General features: G+C 67.3%; 22 protein-coding genes. 8 read left to right on the top strand and 14 right to left on the bottom strand.

The window, feature by feature from the left end; all coding sequences use genetic code 11:
• Window positions 1–84: 84 nt before the first annotated feature.
• Window positions 85–945, top strand: coding sequence for a 16S rRNA (cytidine(1402)-2'-O)-methyltransferase (gene rsmI / locus NA10_RS19725; protein ID WP_067570075.1), 861 nt, complete (start codon window positions 85–87; stop codon window positions 943–945).
• Between the two features lie 25 nt (window positions 946–970).
• Here the strand turns inward: rsmI and NA10_RS19720 are convergent, their stop codons facing one another.
• The 7 genes from NA10_RS19720 to NA10_RS19690 are packed head-to-tail and all read right to left on the bottom strand — an operon-like array spanning window position 971 to window position 9,628.
• Complete coding sequence (locus tag NA10_RS19720) at window positions 971–3,106, bottom strand: MMPL family transporter (protein ID WP_067570142.1); 2,136 nt, start codon at window positions 3,104–3,106, stop codon at window positions 971–973.
• 40 nt (window positions 3,107–3,146) lie between these two features.
• Entirely contained in the window at window positions 3,147–4,334 is a 1,188-nt protein-coding gene (locus NA10_RS19715) for a peptide synthetase (RefSeq protein ID WP_067570073.1), read from the bottom strand.
• Window positions 4,335–4,362: 28 nt separating this feature from the next.
• Complete coding sequence (locus tag NA10_RS19710; protein ID WP_067570071.1) at window positions 4,363–5,421, bottom strand: NAD-dependent epimerase/dehydratase family protein; 1,059 nt, start codon at window positions 5,419–5,421, stop codon at window positions 4,363–4,365.
• Entirely contained in the window at window positions 5,421–5,696 is a 276-nt protein-coding gene (locus NA10_RS19705) for a hypothetical protein (protein ID WP_067570140.1), read from the bottom strand. The genes NA10_RS19710 and NA10_RS19705 overlap by 1 nt, the downstream gene beginning before the upstream one ends.
• Before the next feature lie 5 nt (window positions 5,697–5,701).
• Entirely contained in the window at window positions 5,702–7,669 is a 1,968-nt protein-coding gene (locus NA10_RS35755) for an AMP-binding protein (RefSeq protein ID WP_157556619.1), read from the bottom strand.
• Window positions 7,666–8,577 carry a beta-ketoacyl-[acyl-carrier-protein] synthase family protein gene (locus tag NA10_RS19695; protein ID WP_067570069.1) on the bottom strand — a complete coding sequence of 304 codons (912 nt, stop codon included), beginning with the start codon at window positions 8,575–8,577 and terminating at the stop codon, window positions 7,666–7,668. Before NA10_RS19695 ends, NA10_RS35755 begins: the two co-directional genes overlap by 4 nt.
• Before the next feature lies 1 nt (window position 8,578).
• A complete protein-coding gene (locus tag NA10_RS19690; protein ID WP_067570067.1) occupies window positions 8,579–9,628 on the bottom strand; it encodes a 3-oxoacyl-ACP synthase III family protein in 1,050 nt (349 codons plus the stop codon).
• Window positions 9,629–9,925: 297 nt separating this feature from the next.
• On the opposite strand from NA10_RS19690, the gene NA10_RS19685 reads away from it, so the two are divergent.
• Window positions 9,926–10,855 carry an SMP-30/gluconolactonase/LRE family protein gene (locus tag NA10_RS19685; RefSeq protein WP_067570065.1) on the top strand — a complete coding sequence of 310 codons (930 nt, stop codon included), beginning with the start codon at window positions 9,926–9,928 and terminating at the stop codon, window positions 10,853–10,855.
• Between the two features lie 75 nt (window positions 10,856–10,930).
• Here the strand turns inward: NA10_RS19685 and metG are convergent, their stop codons facing one another.
• Window positions 10,931–12,490 (bottom strand): methionine--tRNA ligase, encoded by a 1,560-nt coding sequence (gene metG / locus NA10_RS19680; protein ID WP_067570063.1) that lies wholly within the window; start codon window positions 12,488–12,490, stop codon window positions 10,931–10,933.
• Between the two features lie 66 nt (window positions 12,491–12,556).
• Between metG and NA10_RS19675 the strand changes: the two genes are divergently transcribed.
• Both NA10_RS19675 and NA10_RS19670 read left to right on the top strand, forming a co-directional pair.
• Window positions 12,557–13,384 (top strand): TatD family hydrolase, encoded by an 828-nt coding sequence (locus tag NA10_RS19675; protein WP_067570061.1) that lies wholly within the window; start codon window positions 12,557–12,559, stop codon window positions 13,382–13,384.
• A 63-nt stretch (window positions 13,385–13,447) separates the two neighbouring features.
• Window positions 13,448–14,575, top strand: coding sequence for a resuscitation-promoting factor (locus NA10_RS19670; protein ID WP_067570138.1), 1,128 nt, complete (start codon window positions 13,448–13,450; stop codon window positions 14,573–14,575).
• An 88-nt stretch (window positions 14,576–14,663) separates the two neighbouring features.
• Here NA10_RS19670 and NA10_RS19665 read toward each other — a convergent pair whose 3' ends face one another.
• Window positions 14,664–15,431, bottom strand: a complete 768-nt coding sequence (locus NA10_RS19665; RefSeq protein ID WP_067570059.1) for an SDR family NAD(P)-dependent oxidoreductase — start codon at window positions 15,429–15,431, stop codon at window positions 14,664–14,666.
• 150 nt (window positions 15,432–15,581) lie between these two features.
• On the opposite strand from NA10_RS19665, the gene NA10_RS19660 reads away from it, so the two are divergent.
• Entirely contained in the window at window positions 15,582–16,745 is a 1,164-nt protein-coding gene (locus NA10_RS19660; protein WP_067570057.1) for a lipase family protein, read from the top strand.
• 184 nt (window positions 16,746–16,929) lie between these two features.
• On the top strand, window positions 16,930–17,811 hold the full coding sequence (rsmA, locus tag NA10_RS19655; RefSeq protein WP_067570055.1) for a 16S rRNA (adenine(1518)-N(6)/adenine(1519)-N(6))-dimethyltransferase RsmA: 882 nt from the start codon (window positions 16,930–16,932) through the stop codon (window positions 17,809–17,811).
• Window positions 17,812–17,846: 35 nt separating this feature from the next.
• Here the strand turns inward: rsmA and NA10_RS19650 are convergent, their stop codons facing one another.
• The 5 genes from NA10_RS19650 to NA10_RS19630 form a co-directional block, all read right to left on the bottom strand.
• Window positions 17,847–18,344 (bottom strand): LpqN/LpqT family lipoprotein, encoded by a 498-nt coding sequence (locus tag NA10_RS19650; protein WP_067570053.1) that lies wholly within the window; start codon window positions 18,342–18,344, stop codon window positions 17,847–17,849.
• Window positions 18,345–18,478: 134 nt separating this feature from the next.
• Window positions 18,479–20,734, bottom strand: coding sequence for a heavy metal translocating P-type ATPase (locus NA10_RS19645; RefSeq protein ID WP_067570051.1), 2,256 nt, complete (start codon window positions 20,732–20,734; stop codon window positions 18,479–18,481).
• Window positions 20,734–21,627, bottom strand: a complete 894-nt coding sequence (locus NA10_RS19640) for a DUF8832 domain-containing protein (protein WP_067570049.1) — start codon at window positions 21,625–21,627, stop codon at window positions 20,734–20,736. Before NA10_RS19640 ends, NA10_RS19645 begins: the two co-directional genes overlap by 1 nt.
• Window positions 21,628–21,834 carry a heavy-metal-associated domain-containing protein gene (locus tag NA10_RS19635; protein WP_067570047.1) on the bottom strand — a complete coding sequence of 69 codons (207 nt, stop codon included), beginning with the start codon at window positions 21,832–21,834 and terminating at the stop codon, window positions 21,628–21,630. It lies immediately after the preceding gene.
• 102 nt (window positions 21,835–21,936) lie between these two features.
• Window positions 21,937–22,548, bottom strand: coding sequence for a TetR/AcrR family transcriptional regulator (locus NA10_RS19630; protein ID WP_067570045.1), 612 nt, complete (start codon window positions 22,546–22,548; stop codon window positions 21,937–21,939).
• 80 nt (window positions 22,549–22,628) lie between these two features.
• Here NA10_RS19630 and NA10_RS19625 point away from each other — a divergent pair, with 80 nt between their 5' ends.
• Both NA10_RS19625 and NA10_RS19620 read left to right on the top strand, forming a co-directional pair.
• A complete protein-coding gene (locus NA10_RS19625) occupies window positions 22,629–23,381 on the top strand; it encodes an SDR family oxidoreductase (RefSeq protein WP_067570043.1) in 753 nt (250 codons plus the stop codon).
• A gap of 24 nt (window positions 23,382–23,405) precedes the next feature.
• Window positions 23,406–24,344, top strand: coding sequence for a 4-(cytidine 5'-diphospho)-2-C-methyl-D-erythritol kinase (locus tag NA10_RS19620; protein WP_067570041.1), 939 nt, complete (start codon window positions 23,406–23,408; stop codon window positions 24,342–24,344).
• Window positions 24,345–24,412 lie beyond the last annotated feature (68 nt).

The raw sequence follows: 24,412 nt of genomic DNA, 5'->3' as shown, positions 1-24,412 counted from the left end.
AACGCGCGGTGCGACCGCCGATGCCCCGGCGGCGATGCGAGGGCCGATGTCGCGGGGCGGAGTGCGGCGACGACAAGGAGTGGAATGAGCGGCGAGCCGGGGTCGATCGGACGATTGGTGCTCGCGGCTACGCCGATGGGCGATATCGGGGACGCGTCGCAGCGGTTGCGCGATGCGCTGGGGTCGGCCGATATCGTCGCCGCGGAGGACACGCGGCGGACGCGGTCGCTGGCCAAGGCCCTGAACGTGGAGATCACCGGGCGGGTGGTGAGTTTCTACGATCACGTCGAAACGGCGCGAATTCCCATGCTGCTGACGGAGATCGAGGGCGGGCGCACGGTGCTGCTGGTCACCGATGCCGGTATGCCGTCGGTGAGTGATCCCGGATACCGCATGGTCGCGGCCTGTGTGGAGCGCGATCTGCCGATCACCTGCCTACCCGGTCCCTCGGCCGTGACCACCGCGCTGGCACTGTCCGGTCTGCCGGTGGAGCGTTTCTGCTTCGACGGTTTCGCCCCGCGCAAATCCGGTCAGCGCAAGGAGTGGTTCCGCACCCTGGCCACCGAGCCGCGCGCGGTGGCGTTCTTCGAAGCCCCGCACCGGCTCGCCGACTGCCTCGCCGACGCGGTGCGGATCCTCGGCCCGGACCGTCGCGCCGCGGTCTGCCGGGAACTCACCAAGACCTACGAAGAGGTGGTGCGCGGTTCACTGGCCGAGCTCGCCGCCTGGGCCGTCGAGGGTGCTCGCGGTGAGATCACCGTGGTTCTCGAGGGCGCGCAGAAGGTTTCGGCCGATCCCGCCGATCTGGTGGACCGGGTGGAGGGTCTGGCGGCGGCGGGTCTGCGCCTCAAGGACGCCTGTGCAGAAGTGGCCGCCACCGGTGGCGTCTCCCGTCGCGAGCTGTACGACGCAGTCCTGGCCGCGCGCGCCGCCGCCGCCGAATAGTCTTCCGACTCGGCGTAATTGCCGACTACTCGATGGGAACCTTTGCCTCGGCCGGGGTTTCGCGCACCGTGGTGACGATCGCGCGCGACCGGAACGGCGTCCACCAGTTGGCGGGACCCATGAGTTTCACCAGTGCCGGGACCAGCAGCATGCGGACCAGGGTGGCGTCGATGATCAGTGCGATCACCATGCCCAGGCCCAGGAACCGCATGGGGGTCAGCGGCGAGAGCGTGAACGCGCCGGTGATGAGCACGAGAAGTGCCGCGGCGGCGGTGATTACGCGTGCGGTCCGCACCGTTCCGGTGCGCACGGACTCCTCGGTGTCGGCTCCGGCCTCGTGGGCTTCGACCATGCGGGAGAGCAGGAAGACCTCGTAGTCGGTGGAGAGTCCGAAGACCACCGCGATGATGAGCACCATCATGCTGGCCGAGATCGGACCCACGCTCACGCTCACAACGCTTGCCAGATGGCCCCTGTCGAATATCCACGTGAGGACCCCGAAGGTGGCGGCCAGACTGAGGAAGGCCATGAACACCGCTTTGAGCGGGAGTACCACCGAGCGGAAGGCCGCGCCCAGCATGAGCAGGGTGGCCAGCACCATGACGCTCAGCATGAGCGGCAGATTGTGCAGCACGGCGGTGACACTGTCCGCGGTGGCGGCGCTCTGCCCGCCGACTTCCAGGGTGAGGCCGTCGATGCGCAGCTCGCGCAGGTCACGCACGGTGTCCTGGGCGGCGGGGGAGCGATCCGGCGCGGTCAGCACGGCGTGTATGACGGCGGTGTTGTCCCGGGTGTCCAGTTGCAGAGCCTGTTTGACGCCGTGCACCGCCCCGAGTTCCCGCAGTGCGCCGGTAATGGCGGCGGAAGTCGGTGCGCTGCCGTCCGATTCGCGCACCAGGATGGTCGCCCCGCTGTTGGCGGCGGGGAATCGAACAGCCAATTCATCCACGGTGGAACGTATTTCATTGCCCACCGGCAATGCGGTGTGGTCGATATCGCCGAGTCGGACGCCGGTGAGCGGTGCGGCGAGCACCAGTAGTAGTGCGCCGACGGCGATCGCGACCGCACCCGGACGGCGCATGACGGCGGTGACCACCCGCCCCCAGAAGCGTTGCGCCCGCGCCTCGGATCGCTCGAAAGCGTCCGCCCGCCAACTCCATTTACCGATGCGCGGGCCGAGCAGGGTCAGTGCCGCCGGGAGCGCGGTCATCGACAGCAGGGCCGCGAGGCCGACCGCGGCGATGGCGCCGAAGCCGAGCGACCGCAGCACCGGTTGCGGGAAGACGAAGGTGCCCGCGAACGCGCACATGAGCAGCAGCGCGGAGAAGAGCACGGTGCGCCCGGCGGTATCGAGTGCGCGGCTGATCGCGGCGGCGGTGGATTGCCCGGCGGCGAGTTCCTCGCGGAAGCGCCCGACCACGAAAAGCCCGTAGTCGATGGCCAATCCGAGCCCGAGCAGGGACACCACATTCATGGCGAACACGCTCACTTCGGTGAACCGGGCGATGACGCCGACCGCGCCCAGCGCGCCGACCACCGCGAGACTGCCGACGAGCACGGGCAGCGACGCGGCCACCACACCGCCGAACACCAGCACCAGCACCACTGCGGTGAGCGGAATCGAAATCGATTCGGCCACCACGAGATCGTGCCGGGACTGCTCGCTGATCTCCTGGGCCAATGCGCTGTACCCGGTGAGCCTGGTCTCGACCCCCGGCACGCGCAAGTCCCGCGCCAGCTCGGGATACACGGCGATACGCCGATTGTCGTCCCCGGCGGCGAACACCACGGCCACCGCCGACCGGCCGTCCGCCGACCGCAAATACTGTGATCGCGCACTGTGCCAATAGCTTTCGACCGGCCGGTCCAGTAACGCCGGATCGATCTTCCCCACGGCCGCCAGCACCTGCGGCCCGATATCGGCCAGCGATCGACCCTCCGGCGCGGTGTAGATGGCGATCACATCCGGATTCTGCGACCCCAGCTGATCATGCACCCACTGATCGACCGCACCGGACTCACTTCCCGGATCGGTATACCCGGCCGCACTGACCTTCTGCGCCAGCCCGGTCGCGAACAACCCGCACGCCAGCGCGAACAGCACCGCCACCGCCAGCACGGTCTTCGGCCGCGCCACCACGACCCGCGCCCACGCCGTCATCATGCGCGCGGTCCTTTCGCCGAGGTACGGCCGCGCCCGGTCATCGGCCGACCGAATCCGTCCGGGGGAGTTCGCTTTCCAGGATCTTCACAATGCGATCCAGGAGGGCTTCCAGGCGGTCCGGAATACCGCGACCGCTGCGCGCGGAGACGGTGAGTTCGGTGCGACCGCCGCCCTCGGTGAGGCCCATGAGCAGCGGCATGGCGACGCTGTGCTGGGGCAGCACGCGGATGGAAGTGGGGGTGAAACCGGGGACCGCGAGTTCGTCGAAGTTGTAGCGGCCCATATGGGAGACGGTGGCGGAGGCCAGGTTTCGGCCCAGGCGCGCGCCCGCCCAGTTGAGGGAGCGGAGCAGGATCCGGCCGGGGGCCTGCGGCAGATTGGACATGCGCGCGGCCTGCATCTGATTGAGTTCGCGACGTTCCCGCAGGCCGATGCGCTTGTCCGCGTTGAGCTGTTCCCAGTCCACGCCGGGTCGCGCGTCGAGGAAGAGCGGGAGCGCGAGGTTGGCGGTCGAGCGCAGTTCGGGATCGTGACGGCGCAGATCGACCGGGATCATGATGCGCGAGAGCGGTCCGCCCTCCTCGGCGAGGATGGCCGCGACTCGCACCATCGCGCCGGGTCCGGTGGCGTGAATAGTGCGGTGGCGCAACAGATGTCGTGGCTCACCCGGATCCTGGCGACCGGGGCCGAGGGCGGAGCGGAAGCGCGGCACCATGAGCGCCGGGCGGCCGGGTGCGCCGACCTTGCGCACCAGTTCCTCATCGGCGATGGGATCCGCCGCACCGATCGGCTCCTGCCCGCGCAGCACCCGCAGCACATCGGTGGCCCACATGACCATGCCCATACCGTCCATGACACCGTGGAACACCCGGAACACCAGGGTGAACGGTGCGGCGGTGAGCATCAGCACCTCGAGGGTGGATTCCGGGGTCGGCCCGATCGGGCTGGTGAGCACCGGATCCGATTCCAGCTCCGGGTATCGCAGCGCATGATCCACCACCCGCACGGCGGGCGCGACCCCGCTGTCCACCCAGTACTTACCGTCCCGGACCAGTCGAGCACCCGGATTCGCCTCGGCCGCAATGGTTACCGCGCGCCGCAATTCCTCGGCGTCGATGCTGCCGGCGCCTTCGACAGCCAGCTGCATGAGGAACGGCGGCGCCAGATCCCGCATCGGGAAGTACATGAATTCGGTGGGGGAGATGGGTCGGCGAAAGGTGCTCATGCCTGCCTCTTATGCGCGGGTGACTGCGTTATCGCAGGTCTTTGGTCAATTCGACAATGCCGCCCTGGGTTTGCAGCCAGGTCAGGAATTCGCTGAGTCCGGCATCGCGGCCGACGACCGGTCGATAGCCGAAATCCCTTGCGGCGGCGCCGGTATCGTAGGTGGCGGTGCGGGTCATCAGAGCCACCACATACCGGGACAGCGGCGGTGACCAGCGGGTGGCGATGAACGGCACCCGCCACACGGTGTCGATGATCGCGACCGCGGCGTTCAGCACCCGGCGATTCGGCTGACGGCTGGGCGCGGCGTAACCGAGCCCGGTAGCGACCTCGCCGAGGAAGCCCCACACATCGGTCTGCTCCGCGTCGGCGACGAAATACGCCTTCCCGCCGACCTTTTCGGATCGGTCCGCCTGGACGCAGGCCGCGGCGATATTCTCGACGTGGCAGAGCGAGGCGTACACCTGCTTACCGAACGACAGGTCCGGCAGGCTGCCCGCGGCGGCGCGGCTCAGCAGTCGCACGATCGGCCCGGAGCGGTCGCCCGCACCCCAGATGGCCCGCGGTCGCAGCGCGCAGGTGCTGAACCCGTCAGCGTTCGCGGCCAGGACCGCGCGTTCGGCCGCGGCCTTGGTCTCGGAATACAGGTTCAGGTATCGGCGCGGGTACGGCACCGATTCGTCGATCTCGACCTGATCGCCGCCGTCCCGGTCCATGAGCGCGCTCGGGCTCGAGATGAAGACGAACCGCTGCGCGCCGTTGCTCCGCGCCGACCGCAGCAAATGCTCTGTCGCGGTGAGGTTCTCGGCAACAAACTGCACACGCGTGCCGCGCTCTTCGACCCGGGCCGCGCTGTGGAAGACCACATCGACGCCCATGGTGGCGCGTTCGAGCGAGACCTGATCGGTGAGGTCGCCGTGGCGCACCTCCACCTGGTCGATGACATCGGCCAGATCACGCAGATTACTGGTGGGGCGCACCAGAATCGCGACCTCATACCCGCCCTCGCGGATCAGGCGGCGCGCGATGGCGCCGCCCAGGAAGCCGGACGCGCCCGTGACCAGAGCCTTCTTTGTGCCTTCGGTCATCAGGCCGCCTCCTGTGTCTTCCACCAGGTGGCTCCGAAAACCTGGGTCAGCACGGCGGTTTCGATGGGCGAACGGTCACTGGACTCCGCCGCGCGCAAGGCGGCCGGAATCTGCGCCGCGTGCACCACGATGCTCAGGAAGGCGTCGATCCACCAGATGGCCCGCAACAGGCGATTTCCCGGCGCGCGGTCCATCAGTGCGGCGAGCAGTCCGACGGCCAGGTACAGCCAGCCGAGTATCGGAATCGCCCGCAGGGCCGCGGTCTTCAACGACATATCGCTCACCCGTCCTCTCCGAGCCGCTGTGCCGCCCAGACGGCGAGCTGCTCGCGACCGATCTTGGCATTGTGCCGAATGTCTACCGGAAACCTCGGATGGAAAAGGAATGTCGAGACCGTCGAGGTGACCTCGAATTCGACCGCCCGGCTGCGCAATTCGGCCGCCAGCAGCACGGTGTCGGTCCCGGGTTCGGCTTCCACGCACAGCACCGGCCGCTGCGACCCGCGTGCGCCCACGCCCACGAGGGCGGTGCGGACCACCCCGGGCAGGGTATTGAAGACCTGTTCCACCTGCACCGAGAACATGGGACCGGCCGCGGTGTGCACGCGCTGACTCTTGCGCCCGCAGAACCAGATTCGACCCTGTTCGTCGATCCAGGCCAGATCGCCGGTGCGATGCCAGACGGTATCGCCGTCGGCGATCTTGCCCGCTAGATTGGCTTCGCGCGGCCAGTAGTACCGGGTGCTCACATTCGGCCCGGCCACCACGAGTTCGCCGATACCGCGCGTGCTCACCAGTTCCGCTTCGCGCGCCTGCGCGTCGGCCCAGGTGGGCAGCGGGTCATCGGTAATGGCGACGAGCCGGGCGCGCACATTCTCGGCAGGGCGTCCGATACAGGTGCCCTCACCGTGATGCGCCCGTTCCACGAGTCCGCCGAGCAGTTCGCGGGATTCGATGGTCGACATGGGCAGCGCCTCGGTCGATCCGTAGCCCGCGTGCACCTCGGCATCGGCGGCGAGCACCTCGCGCAGACCGGCGATACACCAGTCCGGTACGGGTGCGCCGCCGGAGTAGATGCTGTGCAGCGTAGGAACTTTCGTCCCGGTTCGCTCCAGATGCCGCAGCAGCGGAATCAGCACGGCCGGTGAGGCGAACATGGTGCGCACCCCGAACCGATTCACCGCATCGGCGACGAAGGCCGGATCGGTGGACCCCACCTGACTGGGCACCAGCGGCGGCAGTACACACCGCGCCCCCAGCAGCATGTCCAGAATCCCGACCAGCGGCAGCGTGATCAGCGAGGTGTCGGGGGCGACCCGCCCGCGCGCCGCATCCACCTGGTCGACCATGGACGACAGATTCCCGTGCGTCATCTCCACGGCCTTGGCCGGGCCGGTACTGCCCGTGGTGTACGCGATCAGCAGCAGCTCATCCGCGGGTGCGGGCACCCGCTCCGCATGTGAGGCCGAATTGTCCACGGGGACAGCAGATCCCCCGGCGAACTGCTCCCACCGCCCACGTGCCCCGACCACGGTCTGCCGCAGTGTGCGCAGGCGCGAACCCGCGATCGGCCGCATGCGCTTCGGGCTGAATCCGCCTGCGCGAGCTTGCCCTTCGTCATCCCGGCATGCTTTCGGCCGGGATCGAGGCCGGGTCTGCTCCAGCGGGTCGCGATGGATCCCGGCCGAAGGCGCGCTGGGATGACGGGGAGACCTTTCGGCCTCACTCTCGTCAGTCGGTTGGGCGGCAAAGCCTGTCACCGCGGCGGGCGTACCCCAGCTCTGCAGCGTCTGCCCGCCCCAGAGCCAGCGCGGTCCCACGGTGATCTTCACCCGCACATCGCGGAAGTACTTGCGGAACAGCACGCGCGCGGCATGCGCCTGCGGAATGCCGATGAACGCCTGGGCATCGGCGGCGCGCAGGCAGTTGAGCATCTTGCGCAGTCCCATACCGGGATCGATGACGACCGGCACCGCGCCGATCTTCAACAGCCCCAGCATGATCGCGTACAGCTCCGGACTGGGCAGCACCAGCACGATGGTGCGGGTGCCGCGGCCGACACCGGCCGCGGTGAGATGCGCGGCGATGGTGTCGGACCAGGCGTCGAGCTCCCGGTAGGTCAGGTGCCGATACTCCGGGAGCCCGGCGTCGGTCCGCCCGTGCGGGAAGATGACGGCCTCCCGATCGGGCTGGTCGGCCACGACCGCGCGGAAGCGGTCGATGGCCTGCCAGTAGGTAGCGGTCGTCACGCCGCGGCCCCGACGGTGGCGGGGAGCCGGTAGAGGACGGCGGCGGCCGAGGGACCGGCGCCGGCGGCGACGAACAGCACATGGGTGAACGCGTCCAGCGCCCGATTCGCTACGGCCGCGTCGTAGGCGAGCGGCAGCGCCGCGGTATGCGGATCACCCTGGGACAGATCGGGTCCGAAGACCGCGTTGGGCGCGATGCCCAGGGTGGCGGCGAGCTGCTCCGGGAAGTCCGCGCTCGGGGTGGAGGCGATCAGCGCGGTGGTGGCCTGCTCCGGATCGGCCTCCGAGAGCGCCATCCGGGCCGCGTCGGCGGCGAGTTCGAGCAGTCGCTGCTCGGCATCGGGTTCACGAATGACGGTCATGAGCTCGCGACCGCGCGTGCCCATGGTCGCCACATCCACATACGATTCGATTCCGGGAGTGCCGCCACCGGCCACGGTGTGCACCCGCCCGAAACCCTCGTCCGCATCGGTGTGCTCCAGCAGCAGCGCGGCACCCGAAGTGGCATAGGGGAATTCGGCATCGGCCGCACCGCGCTTCAGCGACGGGTGGGTGTCACCGGAGACGATGACCACGTGTTCGGCGCTGCCGGTGACCAGGATCGACTGGGCCACCTGCACCGCGTTGAGCACGCCGACGCCGGCGTTCATCAGATCGAAGGAGAACGACCGCGGGTCCTGCTTGGTGTAGTCCAGCCCGATCCCGGCTTCCTTCTGAATCAGCGCCGACACAGCGGGTTCCACGGTGTTGGAATCGCGGAAGATGCCCGCGTTGATGAGTACGCCGACCTGATCGGGCCGCACCTCCGCCCGCTCCAGGGCATGCCGCGCGGCCGCACCGCTGAGCTCGACAATGCTGAAAGTGTCTCCGGCCCGGCTGATTCCGGTGGATTTGATACGTACGCCCATGTCAGACCTTCAGGGATGAAATCGTGGTGGACAGGAAGCCCCCGACGACGCCGGAGGCGGCCGGGACCATCAAGACCTTGGATCCCGATGCGATGTTCTGCTGGCTGAGCTGATCGTGCAGCACGATGAAATGCGAAGTGGTGGAGGTGTTTCCGTACTTCTCGATGACATTGAGATCCGGCGGCATCGGGCTGCCGAACTCGCGTGCGGCGATCGCGTTCATGAACGGAATCGCGCCCGCTCCGAACTGGTGGTGAATGATGTAGTCGAAGCCCTCGTCCTCGAACGTGGTGCCGCGATCCGCCATGAAGTTGCCCTGGGTGTCGGTCCAGAGCAGGAAGCGGGATTCGTTGTGCATCTTGCGGTTGTCGGTGTACAGCGACACCCCCTGTGACTTCTCACTGGGCATGCCCAGGCACAGGTGCGAGAACTCCGAGGCGGTCACCAGTTCGATGTAGTGGATCCGGTCGTCCTCGTCCACGGATTCATCGAGAACGACGGCCGCGCCGGAATCGCCGACGGTCAGTGACGCGAATTGCAGATCGTATTTCTCGGTGATCTCGTTCACCGCGGTTTCGGCAATGGGAGTAATGGCTTCACCACTGACCACCATGCCGCGTTTCACCGCGCCCGAGCGAATCATGCGATCGAGAATGTACGTGCCCGTCATCATTCCGGCGCAGGCATTGGAGAGATCGAATGAAATGGTGTCCGGACGCGCGCCGAGTTCACGAGCGAGGGAGCCGGCGAAAGAGGGCTCCATATACATCCGGGTGCCCTTGCTGCGCGTGATCGAGGTGGAGATGATCACGTCGAGATCCGAGGCCGCATACTGTGACCTGGACAGACAGTCCTGGGCCGCATTCATTGCGAGAATGTAAGAGTCTTCATGGTTTTCGGGGGAAGTGTCGCGGAAGCGCCGTTCCTTGACGCCCGTGATTTTTTCGAGATCGAAGCCCGGAGTCTCCTTCAATTGCGCGAGGAGCTCTTCGGTGGTGACGCGTTTGGATGGCAGATAGGCGCCTATCGACTCGAATCGAGAATGCGGCACGGGGACTCCTGGAAGTACGATGAAATGCAATCTGAATCGGTAACGGTCCTGACGCTACCCGACGGTAACTATGGCGGCGACCGGACGAGGTCCCGGTAGAGTGTCTGAGACATGGTGTTCGGCAAAGGTTTTCGCCGGTGAGAGCATCGTCCTATGAATGATCGCGAAGCCGCGCTGTGAGGGACTTCACGCCCGCTGCTGTGACCCTGTGATGTAACCCGAAGTAACACCTACTTCCAGATGAAACTGTCTGGGCGACAGTGGATTTCGCCGGGCGTGTACCGCTAGGTTGGGGCGATGCGCATAAGGAAAGCCCTGGTCGGCGGTCTCGTCACCGCACAGCTCGGCGCCGGGTTCGCCCTCGGCGCACCCGGAATAGCAACCGCCGCACCGGAATCCGCGTTCTGTACGGGCTGGGTCAAGTCCACCGTCGCCGCCGGCTTCGGCAGTCTGGAGAACCTCGCCTTCGACGGCCGAGGTGGCCTGCTGCTCTCGGAGATCTCCCTCGCCGGCAGCGGTGGCGGTCTGCGACGGCTCACCGCCGACGGCACGCGTTCGCTCGCCGCGGCGGTGGAATCGCCGGGTGGAATCATCGTCAACGGTGGCCACGCGTATGTGAACTCCGGTAATACATTCGCCAGCGGTGTGACGAATACCGCAGACGGCAAGATTGTCTCGGTCGATCTGGCCACCGGATCGACCGCCACCGTCGTCTCCGGCCTGCATATGCCCAATGGATTGGCGCAGCTACCGGACGGCGGCTTCGTGGTCAGCCGCGATCTCGGACCCGACGCCGTGCTCACCCGGGTGGCCGCGGACGGCTCCGGCGCACACACCCTGGCCCCGGAACTCACCTACACCAATGGCGTCGCCTATGACCCCGCGCGCCGCGAACTATTCGTCTCCACCACTTTCGACGCCACCACGACAATCGGGGTGATCGATATCGATCACCCCGATGCCGCGCCGCGCCGCATTTCCCTGCCGGGATTCGGCCCGTTCAATTCCGCCGACGATGTGACCGTGGGTCCGGACGGCGCGGTCTATGTCGCGCTCAATACCGCCGGTCAGGTCGTCCGCGTCGAACCGGTTACCGGCGCCTGGTGCACCATTGCCGACGGTCTCCCCTTCGTGACCTCGGTGCGTTTCGGCGCGGGACCCGGCTGGGATCCGAATTCCCTGTACGCCACCAGCTTTCTGGGAACCGTCACCCGGCTGACGCGATAAAGCCTGCCGGACAACGACGGCGGCACCGGAACCGATCGGTTCCGGTGCCGCCGTGGTATTTCGAGGCGTTCCCCGTTATGCCTTGGGCTCCACGTATTTCGGGAAGACGACCTCCGGCTCGGGCAGGGCGGTGCCCGGCACGATCGGGGTGGCCACGGCGGCGAAGTCACGATCGGCCTGGCCCAGTAGATCCAGGATCTTGGCGGCCGAACCCGGAATCACCGGCTGTACCAGCAGCGTCACGATTCGTACGACCTCCATGGTCACGTAGAGGATGGTGCCCTCGCGCGCCACATCCTCGGGCGTGCCCGCCTTGGCCAGGGTCCACGGGGCCTGCGCGGAGAAGTAGCGGTTCGCCTCGCGCAGCGTGTTCCACAGGTGTTCGAGGCCCAAATGGATTTGCTGCTGGTCGAATTCGGCGCGCACCTGATCGGGCAGCGCGCGGGCGAGCGCCAGCATGGCCTCGTCCTCCTCGGTGAAGTCACCGGGAGTCGGTACCGCACTGCCGAAATCGCGCGCGACCATCTTCAGGCAGCGCTGCGCCAGATTGCCGTACTCGTTCGCCAGATCGGTATTGATCCGGCTGACAATGCCCTCGTGGCTGTACGCGCCGTCCTGTCCGTACGAGATCTCGCGCAGCAGGAAGAAACGCACCGGATCCAGGCCGTAGGTGTCCACGAGTTCGGTCGGCGACACCACATTGCCGGTCGACTTGGACATCTTCTCGCCCTTGTGGAAGACGAAGCCGTGCGCGAAAACCCGCTTGGGCAGCTCGATTCCGGCCGACATCAGGAATGCGGGCCAGTACACCGCGTGGAATCGGGTGATGTCCTTGCCGATGATGTGCACATCGGCGGGCCAGAACTTCTTGAACCGATCCGATTCGACATTCGGGAAGCCGACGCCGGTGAGGTAATTGGTGAGCGCGTCCACCCACACGTACATGACATGCGCCGGATCGCCCGGCACCGGCACACCCCAGTCGAAGGTGGTGCGGGAGATGGACAGATCCTTCAGCCCGGCCTTCACATAGGAGACGATCTCATTGCGCCGGGTCGCCGGACCCATGAATTCAGGCTTGGTCTCATACAGTTCGAGCAGCTTGTCCTGGTACTTGGAGAGCCGGAAGAAGTAGTTCGACTCCTCGGTCCACTCGACCGGGGTCCGCGTTTCGGTGGAGACGCGGGTGCCGTCCGCGAGCAGCGTGGTCTCGTCCTCGTTGTAGAACGCCTCATCGCGCACCGAGTACCACCCGGCGTAGGTGTCCAGGTAGATATCGTCATTCGCGGCCATCAGCTTCCAGATGGCGACTGACGCGGCCTGATGATCCTCATCGGTGGTTCGGATGAACCGGTCGAAGGAGACGTCGAGGGCCTTGTCCATATTCTCGAAGACGTCCGAATTGCGCGCGGCGTACTCGGCTTCGGACTCCCCGGCGGCCTTGGCGGCCTGCTGCACCTTCTGGCCGTGCTCATCGGTGCCCGTCATGAAGAACACGTCGAATCCGTCGAGCCGCTTGAAGCGGGCCAGCGCATCGGTGGAGATGTACTCGTAGGCGTGCCCGATGTGCGGGACACCATTCGGGTACGCGATGGCCGTGGTGACATAGAAGGCGGGGCGGTCGGATGCGCTCATGGTGTGTCTACTCTATCTGCGTGCCAGAACAAGCTCGCGTGAATATCCCCGTGGCGGTGCTCGCCCATGGGTAGCCGCCGACCCGCGCCCGCACCGCCGGAGCCGCTGTTCCCGCTCATCGACGCGCACACCCATCTGGACGCGTGCGGCGCCACCGACGCGGAATCGGTTGCCGCCATTGTGGATCGGGCCGCCGCGGTGGGCGTGCGCGAGGTGGTGACGGTCGCCGACGATCTGGCCGCCGCGCGCTTCGCCGTGCGGGCCGCGCACTGGGATCACCGGGTGTACGCGGCGGTCGCACTGCATCCGACCCGCGCCAATGCCCTCGATGACGCCGCCAAGGCCGAGCTGGAGCGGCTGGCGGCGGATCCGCGCGTGGTCGCGGTCGGCGAGACCGGACTCGACTACTACTGGCCCGGCAAACTCGACGGCTGTGCCGATATCGAAGAGCAGGTGGAGGGTTTCCGCTGGCATATCGAGCTGGCCAAGCGGCTCGGCAAACCGCTGATGATCCACAATCGCGAGGCCGATCACGATCTGCTGACCGTCCTGCTGGACGAGGGCGCGCCGGAGACGGTGATCTTCCACTGTTTCTCCTCCGACGCCGTCATGGCGCAGGCGTGCGTGGACGAGGGTTATGTGCTGAGTTTCTCGGGCACCGTGAGCTTCAAGAATGCGCATGAATTGCGGGAGGCCGCGAAACTCGTTCCGCAGGATCAGATTCTGGTCGAGACCGACGCACCGTTCCTGACTCCGCATCCGTTCCGCGGCGCCCCGAACGAGTCGTACATGCTGCCCTACACTTTGCGAGCACTGGCCGATCTCCGGGAACAGGATCCGGTGACGCTGGCCAAGATCACCACGGCGAACGCACGGCGCGTCTACGGAATTTGATGCGTAGCGGTTGTCATTCCCAGACCCCCTCGTTATCGTACTGTGACCATGCCGGGATATCCGATGAAAGCCATGACGAAGATCAACTCGTCGCGGTCGCCGCTGCTGTACGGCGCCATCGCGGCGATGCTCGTCACGCTGATTGTCGGCGCGGGCCTGGCCATTGTGAACAAGAAGACCATCACCGTCGTGGTCGACGGCCAGAAGATGGTGCGCAACAGCATGTATCTGGATGTGCGCGGCGTACTCAAGGATGCCGGGTTCACCGTCGGCGCCCGCGATGACGTATCCCCTTCGCCCGGTTCACGAATCGGCGACGGCGCAACCATCACCCTCAATCGCGCGCGCGAGGTCTCGCTGATCGTGGACGGTTCGCCGAGCAAGGCGTGGACCACCGCGCTCACCGTGGCCGAGGCCATTGTGAAGCTGAATCTGCCCGGCGATGTGTACACCTCGCCCGCACGCCCCTCCCCGCTGCCGCTCGAGGGCGCGACGCTGCTCATCACCAATCCGCGCACCGTCGAACTCGCCGACAACGGCGGCGCGCCCGCGCTGGTCCGGTTGGCCGCGCCGACGGTCGGGGAACTGCTCCAGGCGCAGGGTCGCCCGCTGATCAATCAGGACACCGTGGAACCGGCCGCGAACACCGCCCTGCGCGACGGGATGAGGATCGTGGTCACCCGCCGGGTCGTACAGCAGCGCACCGAGCGGATACCGCTGGATCCGCCGGAGAACATCATCGAGGACGCCTCGCTCAATATGAGCCGGACCATTGTCGAGAATCCGGGCGTCCCGGGCACCCAGGACGTCACCTTCGCGGTCTCGATCGTGAACGGCCAAGAGGCGGGCAAGGATCCGATCAACTCGAAGGTGATCGTCCCCGCCGCGCCCAAGACCATCCGCAAGGGCGCCAAGCCCGGCACCGAGGTGCCCGAGGTCAAGGATGGCAATACCTGGGACGCCCTGGCCAAATGCGAATCCGGCGGCAACTGGGCCATCAACACCGGCAACGGGTACTACGGCGGCATCCAGTTCGACGCGGGCACCTGGGAACGCCAGGGCGGCACCCGCTACGCCCCGCGCGCGGACCTGGCCACCCGCGAGGAGCAGATCGCCATTGCCGAGGTGACCCGCGCCCGACAGGGCTGGGGCGCCTGGCCCGCATGCACCAGCCGCCTGGGCATCGGCTGAGAACGAACACCCGGTGTGGTGATCGCGTACCCCATGCGGATGGGGTGCGCGGTCACCAGACCGGGTACGCGACAGGTCTTTTCGAGACCTACATGAGTGCTCCGCCGTCGACCCGGAGTTCGGTGCCGGTCATATAGCGACCGTCGTCGGAGGCGGCCATGGCGACCACACCCGCGATGTCCTCCGGTTTGCCGAGCTGACCGCCGTCGATCCAGCCGGGCAGCCGGGCCATCAGGGACCAGTCGGCGTCGGCGGGCAGCGACAGGCCCGAGGTGATGCCCGTGCTGATACCGCCGGGCACGATATTCACCGCGCGCAGACCCTTTTTCACGTATTCCAGCGCGATGGCATGGGTGAGTGCGTTGACCCCGGCCTTCGACGCGGCGTAGGCGGCCATATACGGGTTGGAGCCGAAGGCGGCGGTGGAGGAGAAGTTCACGATGACGCCGCCGTGCTTGGATTCGATCAGCTGCGGAATGGCGGACTGGATCATCAGGAAGGTGCCGGTGAGGTTCACCGCGAGCACCTCGTTCCAGGTTTCCAAGGGCATCTCGTGGGTGTGCCCGGCGCGCATGATGCCCGCGGCGTTCACGAGAACGTCCAGGCCGCCGAGGGTTTCGAAGGCTTGGGCGCTGACGGTGCGTACCGAATCCCGGTCGGCCACATTCAGCACGACGGTGGTGAGCCGGTCGCGCTGATCGGCGGGCGCGGCCGCGCGGGTGGCGGCAAGGCCGGATTCGCTGATATCCGCGGCGACCAGTTGGGCGCCTTCGGCGAGCAGGCGCAGGGCAATGCCCTGGCCGATTCCGGAGCCCGCTCCGGTGACGATTACGCGGCGTCCGTCGTATCTCAACATGGCGAGAAATTAGAACAAGTTTCACTGGGCGTCAATGGTGGATTCCGCGGCGTCGGTCCACAGAGTTTTCTCATACTGGTCGGTTGATCTAATAGCTAAGCTCATTTCGCGTTCGGAATTGTTCGCGGGTCGGGTACTGATGGAGGATTGATGCGGTTGTTCGGTTGGCGCGCACGGATTTTCGCCGCCGTGATGATGTCGTCCGCTGCGCTGCTGGTGCTGCCGGGAGTGTCGGCCCGAGCGGACGCGCCGGGCGAATTGATCGCCGCGGCGGCCGCTCCCGACGGTTTTCGCGGGATGTCCGGCGGCGCCATCGTGGACTACTGGACCACCCGCTCCAATGGCGAACCGGTCAAGGCCAGCGGTGCGCTCTTCGTCCCGCCGGGGCCCGCGCCCGCCGGGGGCTGGCCGATCATGGCCTACGACCACGGCACCGCCGGGCTCGGGCCCGCGTGCGGCGGCCAGACCGATACCACGCACCTGAGTCGGCCCATGGAAGACAATGTGCTGCAGTACTTTCTGGGCAAAGGTTTCGCCGTCGTCGCCCCCGATTACCTGGGCAGCGGCCGCTTCGACACCGGTCCGCATCCCTACCTGGAATTGCGCACCGAGGCGACCGCCACCATCGATCTGGTCAAGGCCGCGCGCCAGGCCCGCCCCGAACTATCGCGCACCTGGGCTGTGACCGGCTTCTCACAGGGCGGTCACTCTGCCCTGGGCACCGGTTATATCCAGCGGACCGAAGCGCCCGACCTGGACTTCCGCGGCACCATCGCCCTCGACCCCGCTTCCGATATCGAGAAGGTCGCTCCGCTGGTCGGTCCCTACGTACCCGCGATTGCGGGGCAGGCGGGTGATGCCGTCGACGGCTTCGTGATCAGCATGCTCGCGGGCCTGCGCGCCACGCATCCGGAGATCGACCTCGACGCCAACTACCTGAGCCCGCGCGGTCGCGAAATCCTGGATCAGGCGTCGAGCCTGTGCTTCAAGGACATTATGAAAATCGCCGGCGGCAGTTCGATCGGCGAGCTGCTGTCCCGTCCGCTGAACGATGACCGCTTCACCACCGCGTTCAATGACTATCTGGCGGTACCCACCAGCGGCTATGACGCGCCGATCCTCCTGTTGCTCAACACCAATGACATCACCGTCCCCTCACCGTTGCACGCCGCGCTGGCCGCCCAGTTCGCCGCCAATGGCGTCGACTTCCAGACCGTGGTCGGCACCGGCTCGCACACCCAGCTGAATCCGCAGATGTGGTCGGCCATCGACGCCTTCAGCGCGCGGATACTGGCCACCCCGACCAAGTCCTGAGTGCGCCGCCGGTTTGTCTGGCAACCCGATGGCAAATAGGTCTTCGGCAACCGCGTGCTGGACACTCCGGTCCGGTCCCGACCGCTGCCCGCCCGGTGCGGTCCGAGCGGATCGCATCGCGCGGGTGCGTGTCGGGCGCGGGGCGAGGCCGGACCGGCGCGCACGAGTTGATAGGTTTCGCAGAGTGTCCGAACCTGAAAACGCTGGTCGTGGAGAAGCCGCCCTGCTGGGCCCCGCCGAAGTGCGGGTGCTCGCCGAGCGGTTCGGGGTGCGCCCGACCAAGCAGCTCGGACAGAACTTCGTCCACGATGCCAATACCGTGCGCCGCATTGTCGCGGCGGCGGGTGTCACCCGTGATGACGTGGTGCTCGAGGTCGGTCCGGGTCTCGGGTCGCTGACCCTGGCCATTCTCGACGTCGCCGATCGAACCATCGCGGTCGAGATCGATCCGAATCTGGCGGGGCACCTGCCCAATACGGTGCGGGACCGGGCTCCCGGCCTGGCCGACCGGCTGACCGTCGTACTCGCCGACGCCTTGCGCGTGCAGGCCGCCGACCTGCCCGCCGCCCCGACGGCGCTGGTCGCGAACCTGCCCTACAACGTGGCCGTGCCCGTACTGTTGCATCTGCTGGCCGAATTGCCAAGCATCCGAACGACTCTCGTCATGGTGCAGCTCGAGGTCGCGGACCGGCTGGCCGCCACCCCCGGCGGCCGTATCTACGGCGTCCCCAGCGTGAAAGCGGGCTTCTTCGGCACCGTCCGCCGCACCGGCACCGTGGGCCGCCAAATCTTCTGGCCGGTACCGCAGGTCGAGTCCGGTCTGGTTCGCATCGACCGCTATACCGAAGCGCCGTGGTCCATGGACGAGGATCACCGCAAGAAGGTTTTCGAGGTGATCGACGCGGCCTTCGCCCAGCGCCGCAAGACGCTGCGCGCCGCGCTCTCGGGTTGGGCGGGTTCACCCGTCGAGGCCGAAAGGCGTTTGGTGGCAGCGGGAATCGCCCCGACGGCGCGCGGGGAAACCCTGGATACCGCCGCCTTCGTTCGTTTGGCCGCCCAAGCCTGACGGCGGGCCCGGTGCCGCCCCGGGAACAAGGGCGATTAGACGCGGATCTCCAGGCCCTCCAGCAGCCCGGCCTCGATGCCGTCACCGTCGGCGCGCGCGGTCACGGTGAGCTGGACCAGGTACTCGTAGTCGCCGATGGCGACGATCACATAGCGGGTGTGCACCCACAGGATCAGGGCGTCTACGGAGTAGGTGCCGGTGACGGCCGCCGACGGAAAGCCTTGGTAGTCACCGATTTCCGCGTTCAGCTCACGCCAATCCGGCAGCTGCCGCGCATCGGCGAAGGCGGACTCCAGCAGTTCGGCCGGATTGCAGGGCTTGGACAGCCGCCCCACCAGCAGCACCACATTGTCGGCCCACCCGTTCTCCGGCGGGCGGGTGTACACCCCGTACGCGCCGGGGAACATGGCGGCGTCCACCGCCTGCCACCCCTGCGCCAGCGGCAGCGAAACCTCGGGCGCACCGGCCTCTCCCGGCTGCACCGGCGTGATCTCGATCTCCGCCGCGACCAGGTACTCGGCAATAGTCGTCACGAACTCTGCTCCTCCGGCATAACGGGCGAGGCGGTCCCCACCGCTCGCCAGACATTGAACACGACCCGCCGCTACGACGACCGACCGCACCCCGTCGGGGTGCGGTCGGAGCGGGGATCCGCCGAGACGGTGCCTCAGCCGCGGAAGCGGCGCAGGCGCAGGCTGTTGCTGACCACGAAGACGCTGGACAGGGCCATGGCGGCACCGGCGAGCATGGGGTTCAGCAGGCCCGCGGCGGCCAGGGGGATGGCTGCCACGTTGTAGCCGAAGGCCCAGAACAGGTTGCTCTTGATGGTGCGCAGGGTGGCCCGGGACAGTTTGATCGCGGTGGGGACCGAGCGTAGGTCGTCGCGGACCAGGGTGAGGTCCGCGGCCTGGATGGCGACATCGGTGCCGGTGCCCATGGCCAGGCCGAGATCGGCTTGGGCGAGGGCCGCCGCGTCATTGACGCCGTCGCCGACCATGGCGACCACTTTGCCCTGCGCCTGCAACTTCTTCACCACGTCCAGCTTGTCGCTCGGCAGCACCTGCGCGATGACCTGCTCGATGCCGACCTGATCCGCCACGGTGCGGGCGGTGGCGGCATTGTCACCGGTCAGCAGTACGGGGGTGAGTCCGAGTGCCCGCATCTCCGAGATCGCCTGTGCGCTGGTGGGTTTGACGGCATCGGCAATGACCAGCACGCCGCGCGCCACCCCGTCCCAGGCCACCACGATGGCGGTTTTGCCCGCCTCCTCTGCCTGGATCTTGGCCTCCGCCAAGGCATCCGGCAGGGTGATCGACCAATCCTCGAGCAGTTCGGTGCGTCCGATGATCACCGCCCGCTCACCGACCAGACCCTGCACGCCCTTACCGCCGTGGCTGACGAACTGCTCCACCTGCTCGGCGTACTTCGAAGGCGCAGTCAGTCCGCGATCGGCGGCACCCTTGACCACTGCCTTGGCGACCGGGTGTTCGGAGCCGTGCTCCACCGCCGCCGCCACCGCGAGCAGTTCATCCGCATCCACATCGGCGGCCGGAATCGCTTCGGCGAGCGTCATTTTGCCGGTGGTGACGGTGCCGGTCTTGTCCAGCACCACGGTATCGATGCGTCGCGTCGACTCCAGTATCTGCGGACCCTTGATCAGAATCCCGAGCTGCGCACCGCGGCCGGTACCCACCAATAGCGCGGTGGGCGTGGCCAATCCGAGGGCGCACGGGCAGGCGATGATCAGCACCGCCACCGCCGCGCCGAACGCGGTCGACACGGCCGCACCGGTGCCGAGCCAGAAGCCCAGCGCCGCGACGGCGATCCCGATGACGATCGGCACGAAGATTCCGGCCACCTTATCGGCGAGCCGCTGCACGGGAGCCTTCCCGTTCTGCGCCTCCTCGACCAGGGCGGCCATCTGCGCCAGTTGGGTATCCGCGCCGACCCGGGTGGCGCGCACGGTCAGCAGACCGCCCGCGTTCACCGTCGCACCCACCACGGCATCGCCGAGGCCGACCTCGACCGGCACCGATTCACCGGTGAGCATGCTCATGTCCAGCGCCGAATTACCCTTGACCACAACACCATCGGTGGCGATCTTCTCGCCGGGCCGGACCAGGAATTCCTCGTCGACCCGCAGTTCGCCCACGGGGATGCGGGTTTCCACCCCGCCGCGCAGTACCGCCACATCCTTCGCGCCCAATTCCAGCAGGGCCCGCAGCGCGGATCCGGCCTTCTCCTTGGATCGCGTCTCGAAGTAGCGGCCCGCCAGAATCGCGGTGATCAGCGTCGCCGCCACCTCGAAGTAGAGCGCCGAGGACGAGTCACCCCGCGAAATCGCAAGGCTGAACGGATGTTTCATCCCCGCCATACCGGCATCGCCGAAGAACAGCGCGTACACCGACCAGCCGAAGGCCGCGAGGGTGCCCAGTGAGATGAGCGTATCCATGGTCGCCGCACCGTGTTTGGCGTTCACCCAGGCGGCGCGGTGGAATTGCGCGCCGCTCCACACCACGATGGGTGCGGTCAGCGTCAGCGAAAGCCACTGCCAGTTGGTGAATTGCAGCGCCGGAATCATGGCCATGGCGACCACCGGCACGGCCAGCGCGAGGGTGACCAGCAGGCGATGGCGCAGCAGCCGGGTCGCGCTAGGGGCCGAATCATTCTCGGTGTCAGCCGATTTCGCCGGTTCGGTGCTGTGCACGGCGGCGGTGTATCCGGTGTCGACGACCTTGGCGATCAGATCATCGGTGGTCACCGACTCCGGGAAGCTGACCTTCGCCTTCTCGGTGGCGTAGTTCACCGTGGCGGTGACGCCGTCGATCCGATTGAGCTTCTTCTCGATGCGGGATGCGCAGGAGGCGCAGGTCATACCGCCGATTTCCAGCTCGATGGACCGCTCCTGCGTGGGGGCGCTCATCAGTGACCTCCTCCGTGCTGCGAGTGCGCGTCCGAAGCGGATGCGGCGGTGGTTGTCTCATTGGTGAATTCGGCGGTGTGCACCGTGCCACCGTGCTGGAAGTCCAGGTACAGCCGATAGGCGCCGTCACTGGGCGCCTGGGCGTGGAAGGCGACTTCCGGGCCGGGAGCGGTCTTTCCGACCTCGCCCTCGGGGTGCACGTGCAGGTAGGCCAGATCATTGGCCCGCAGTGCGACCAGGTGTGCGTATGCGCCCAGGTAGGGCTGCAGATCGGTGACGGGCTTACCGTCGCGGGTGACGGTGAACTTCAATTCGCTTCCGGCGGTGGACAAATCACCGGTCAGCGTGACCTGGTAGCCATCCACCTGCGCGGTGTTGGACACCGGCGGCAACGGCTTGGCCGCCGCATTGCCCTCCACCTGAACGGTTCGGCTGAGCGTCAGTTCGCCCGGGCCGTCGGTGGGGGAGAAGTCGGTGAAGACCCGGTAGTTACCGGGCTCGGCCCACTTCCAGTCGATGGACCAGCTGCCGTCCGCGGTGAGGGTGGGATGCACATGCCGGAACTGGCTCGCATCCGACCGCACCACGATCAGGTGCAGATTCTGCTCGTGCAAAGTGTTGTATCGGGTGACGGTGCCCTGCGGTCCGGTGATCCGGAAGCGCAGTGCCCCTTGCTGATTCGCGGCGGTCGGGGCGGTGACATCGGTGAGGGCGTAACCCTTTTCGCTGTCCGCGAGCCCGGGGGCCGCTTCGGTGGGATGGGCGGAGTGTGCGGAGGTCGTGCCGGAGGCCGACTCGGTCGGATCGCCCACCAGGGCGCCGATGCCGAGTGCGGCCCCGAACAGTACGACCAGTCCACCGCCGAAGGCGGCGAACTTTCCTCGATCGTTCATTCAGCTCGCCACCTCGTACCCGGCTTCGTCGACGGCGGCCACGACAGCGGCGTCGGCGATCGGAGCGGCGGATTCGACCTTGACCAGACCCGAGGCCAGATCGACATCGACGCTGGTGACACCGTCGATCTTGCCGATCTCCTTCTGGACCGATCCGACGCAGTGGCCGCAGGTCATGCCGGTGACGGTGTAGGTGCTGGTGGCCATTTCGACTCCTCGACTCGCGCTATACGGTGTGGGGGTATCCCCGAACACCTCTGAAACATACCCCCCATGGGTACCTGACGCAAGCGGTTCGACCGGGAGAATTCAGCCTTTCGCGGGCCTCGGGTTCGGCCATGCCTGTAGCGCCAGCTCGGCGACCTGTTGCAACTCCGCCCGGCTCGCGCCATCGCGTGCGGACTGTGACATGCCCTGCATGACCACGCCGATATAGCGTGCCAGCACCCGAGCATCGGTCTTCGCGGGCAGTCGCCCCGCGGTGATATCGGCCTCGATGCGCTCGGCGAAGGCGGTCACATTCGCGGTGCGCATAGCCTCGAGCATGGCCGCGACCTCGGTGTTCGTGGTGTTGATCCCGGCGCTGATCACCATGCAGCCGTTCGGAAGTCCCGGTTCGGTGTATTCCACCGCCGCCTCGCGCAGGGTCCGGGCGACCGCGTCCCAGGCCGTCGGCTCCTCGGCGAGCGCGCGCGCCGCGAAGCCCGCGTACTGGTTCACATACACCCCGATGGACTCGTTGAACAGCTGCTGTTTATCGCCGAAGGCCGCGTACAGGCTGGGTGCGCCGATGCCGAGTTCGCCGGTGAGGTCGCTGATCGAAGTGGCCTCGTAGCCCTGTCGCCAGAACAGCCGCAGCGCCTTGTCCAGCGCGGCGTCGCGATCGAATTTGCGGGGTCGGCCCCGGGTGGGTGTGGCCATATCCGCATTTTATAGCGCTCGCTAGATAATGTGCTACGGTCCCATTCTGTAACGATCGCTAGATAAAAGGAGCCCAGCTCATGAGCACCCTCGCAGGCAAGACGGCACTGGTCACCGGTAGTGGACGCGGTATCGGACGCGCTATCGCACTTCGGCTGGCGCACGACGGCGCCCGGGTGGCCGTGCACTACAACGGCAATACCGCCGCCGCCAAGGAGACCGTCGCCGCCATCGAGAGCGCGGGCGGTTCGGCCTTCGCCATCCAGACCACGCTCGGCGTTCCCGGCGATGCGCAAGCCCTGTGGAGCGCCTTCGACGCGCACGCCGACGGGCTCGACATCCTGGTCAACAACGCGGGCACCGACGGCATCCGCGAACCGATCACCGGCACCGATGAGCAATCCTTCGACCGCGTCTTCGCCGTCAACACCAAATCGCCGTTCTTCGTGACCAAGCTCGGCCTGGATCGCCTGCGGGACAACGGCCGCATCGTCAATGTCTCCACCGGCCTGACCCGAGGCGCGTATCAGCCGCAGCTGCTCGCCTACACCATGACCAAGGCCGCCATCGACGCGCTGACCAGCATCCTGGCCAAAGACCTTGCCTCCCGGGGTATTACGGTCAATGCCGTCGCCCCCGGCGCGATCGACACCGATATGAACGCCGATTGGCTCCGTACGCCCGAGGGGCAGGCCGCCACCGCCGCCCGCTCCCCGCTGAACCGCGTCGGCCAGCCCGCCGACGTCGCGGATATCGTCGGCTTCCTGGCATCGGAGGATTCGCGCTGGGTGACCGGCCAGTGGATCGACGCCACCGGTGGCGCGCTGCTGTAGGGAACTGCAACTAGGCTGTCCCGCGTGCTGTCTGTTGTGCCCAGCCCCGTCGTCGTGCGCGCGCCCTCGAAGGTGAACCTGCACCTCGGGGTGGGCGATCTTCGCGAGGACGGATATCACGACCTCACCACGGTTTTCCAAGCCCTGTCGCTGAGTGACGATCTGGAGATCTCGCCCGCCGCCGCCCTCACCGTGCGGGTGACGGGCGAGAGCGCCGATCAGGTGCCCACCGATCGCGGAAACCTGGTGTGGCAGGCCGCGGTCCGCCTGGCACCGCTCGGCGGGCGCGCGCCCCTGGTCGAAATCGCCATTGCCAAGGGCATTCCGGTGGCGGGCGGTATGGCGGGCGGCAGCGCCGATGCCGCCGCCGCCCTGCTCGGCCTGAACGATCTGTGGGAGCTGGGGCTCTCGCGCGGTGAATTGTCCGATATCGCAGCCGAACTCGGCAGCGATATCCCCTTCGCCCTGCACGGTCAGACCGCGCTGGGCCGAGGTCGCGGCGAGGAACTCCTTCCGGTGTTGTGCCGCAACACCTTCCACTGGGTCCTCGCCCTGGCCAAGGGCGGGCTGTCCACCCCGGCGGTCTTCGGTGAACTCGACCGCCTGCGCGAGGTCGGCGAACCGCCCCGCCTCGGCAGCCCCGAAGCCCTGCTGCAGGCCCTGGCCTCCGGCGACCCGCAACAGCTCGCACCCCTGCTCGGCAATGATCTGCAAGCCGCCGCGCTCTCCCTCAAGCCCGAACTCCGCCGCACTCTGCGCGCGGGCGTCACCGCGGGCGCGCTGGCGGGCATAGTCTCCGGCTCCGGCCCCACCTGCGCCTTCCTCTGCGAATCCGAGGACGCCGCGGTCGCGGTCGCCGCCGAACTCTCCGGCGCGGGCGTCTGCCGCAGCGTCCGCACCGCCTACGGCCCGGTCCCCGGCGCCCGCATTCTCAGCAGCCCGGCCGATACCGCGAAGCGGTGACGCGACGACTGATTTCGCGGGGTCGGGGTAACTCCTCGGGGACGGGCGCGGGTGCCCAGGTACGTGGC

Source organism: Nocardia acidivorans NBRC 108247 (assembly GCF_001625085.1).
Lineage (GTDB): Bacteria > Actinomycetota > Actinomycetes > Mycobacteriales > Mycobacteriaceae > Nocardia > Nocardia acidivorans.
The sequence above is the reverse complement of the archived record's forward strand: the minus strand, read 5'-3'. Positions and strand labels throughout refer to the sequence as shown.

What these genes read in the sequence shown, in the direction of transcription:
- NA10_RS19625 (WP_067570043.1), top strand. Translation starts at nt 22,629, where the DNA reads ATGAGCACCCTCGCAGGCAAGACGGCACTGGTCACCGGTAGTGGACGC.
- metG (WP_067570063.1), bottom strand. Translation starts at nt 12,490, where the DNA reads ATGAGCGCATCCGACCGCCCCGCCTTCTATGTCACCACGGCCATCGCG.
- NA10_RS19710 (WP_067570071.1), bottom strand. Translation starts at nt 5,421, where the DNA reads ATGACCGAAGGCACAAAGAAGGCTCTGGTCACGGGCGCGTCCGGCTTC.
- NA10_RS19705 (WP_067570140.1), bottom strand. Translation starts at nt 5,696, where the DNA reads ATGTCGTTGAAGACCGCGGCCCTGCGGGCGATTCCGATACTCGGCTGG.
- NA10_RS19695 (WP_067570069.1), bottom strand. Translation starts at nt 8,577, where the DNA reads ATGGGCGTACGTATCAAATCCACCGGAATCAGCCGGGCCGGAGACACT.
- NA10_RS19660 (WP_067570057.1), top strand. Translation starts at nt 15,582, where the DNA reads ATGCGGTTGTTCGGTTGGCGCGCACGGATTTTCGCCGCCGTGATGATG.
- NA10_RS19715 (WP_067570073.1), bottom strand. Translation starts at nt 4,334, where the DNA reads ATGAGCACCTTTCGCCGACCCATCTCCCCCACCGAATTCATGTACTTC.
- NA10_RS19685 (WP_067570065.1), top strand. Translation starts at nt 9,926, where the DNA reads ATGCGCATAAGGAAAGCCCTGGTCGGCGGTCTCGTCACCGCACAGCTC.
- NA10_RS19670 (WP_067570138.1), top strand. Translation starts at nt 13,448, where the DNA reads ATGAAAGCCATGACGAAGATCAACTCGTCGCGGTCGCCGCTGCTGTAC.
- NA10_RS19630 (WP_067570045.1), bottom strand. Translation starts at nt 22,548, where the DNA reads ATGGCCACACCCACCCGGGGCCGACCCCGCAAATTCGATCGCGACGCC.
- NA10_RS19645 (WP_067570051.1), bottom strand. Translation starts at nt 20,734, where the DNA reads ATGAGCGCCCCCACGCAGGAGCGGTCCATCGAGCTGGAAATCGGCGGT.
- NA10_RS19665 (WP_067570059.1), bottom strand. Translation starts at nt 15,431, where the DNA reads ATGTTGAGATACGACGGACGCCGCGTAATCGTCACCGGAGCGGGCTCC.
- NA10_RS19640 (WP_067570049.1), bottom strand. Translation starts at nt 21,627, where the DNA reads ATGAACGATCGAGGAAAGTTCGCCGCCTTCGGCGGTGGACTGGTCGTA.
- rsmI (WP_067570075.1), top strand. Translation starts at nt 85, where the DNA reads ATGAGCGGCGAGCCGGGGTCGATCGGACGATTGGTGCTCGCGGCTACG.
- NA10_RS19720 (WP_067570142.1), bottom strand. Translation starts at nt 3,106, where the DNA reads ATGACGGCGTGGGCGCGGGTCGTGGTGGCGCGGCCGAAGACCGTGCTG.
- NA10_RS19675 (WP_067570061.1), top strand. Translation starts at nt 12,557, where the DNA reads ATGGGTAGCCGCCGACCCGCGCCCGCACCGCCGGAGCCGCTGTTCCCG.
- NA10_RS19635 (WP_067570047.1), bottom strand. Translation starts at nt 21,834, where the DNA reads ATGGCCACCAGCACCTACACCGTCACCGGCATGACCTGCGGCCACTGC.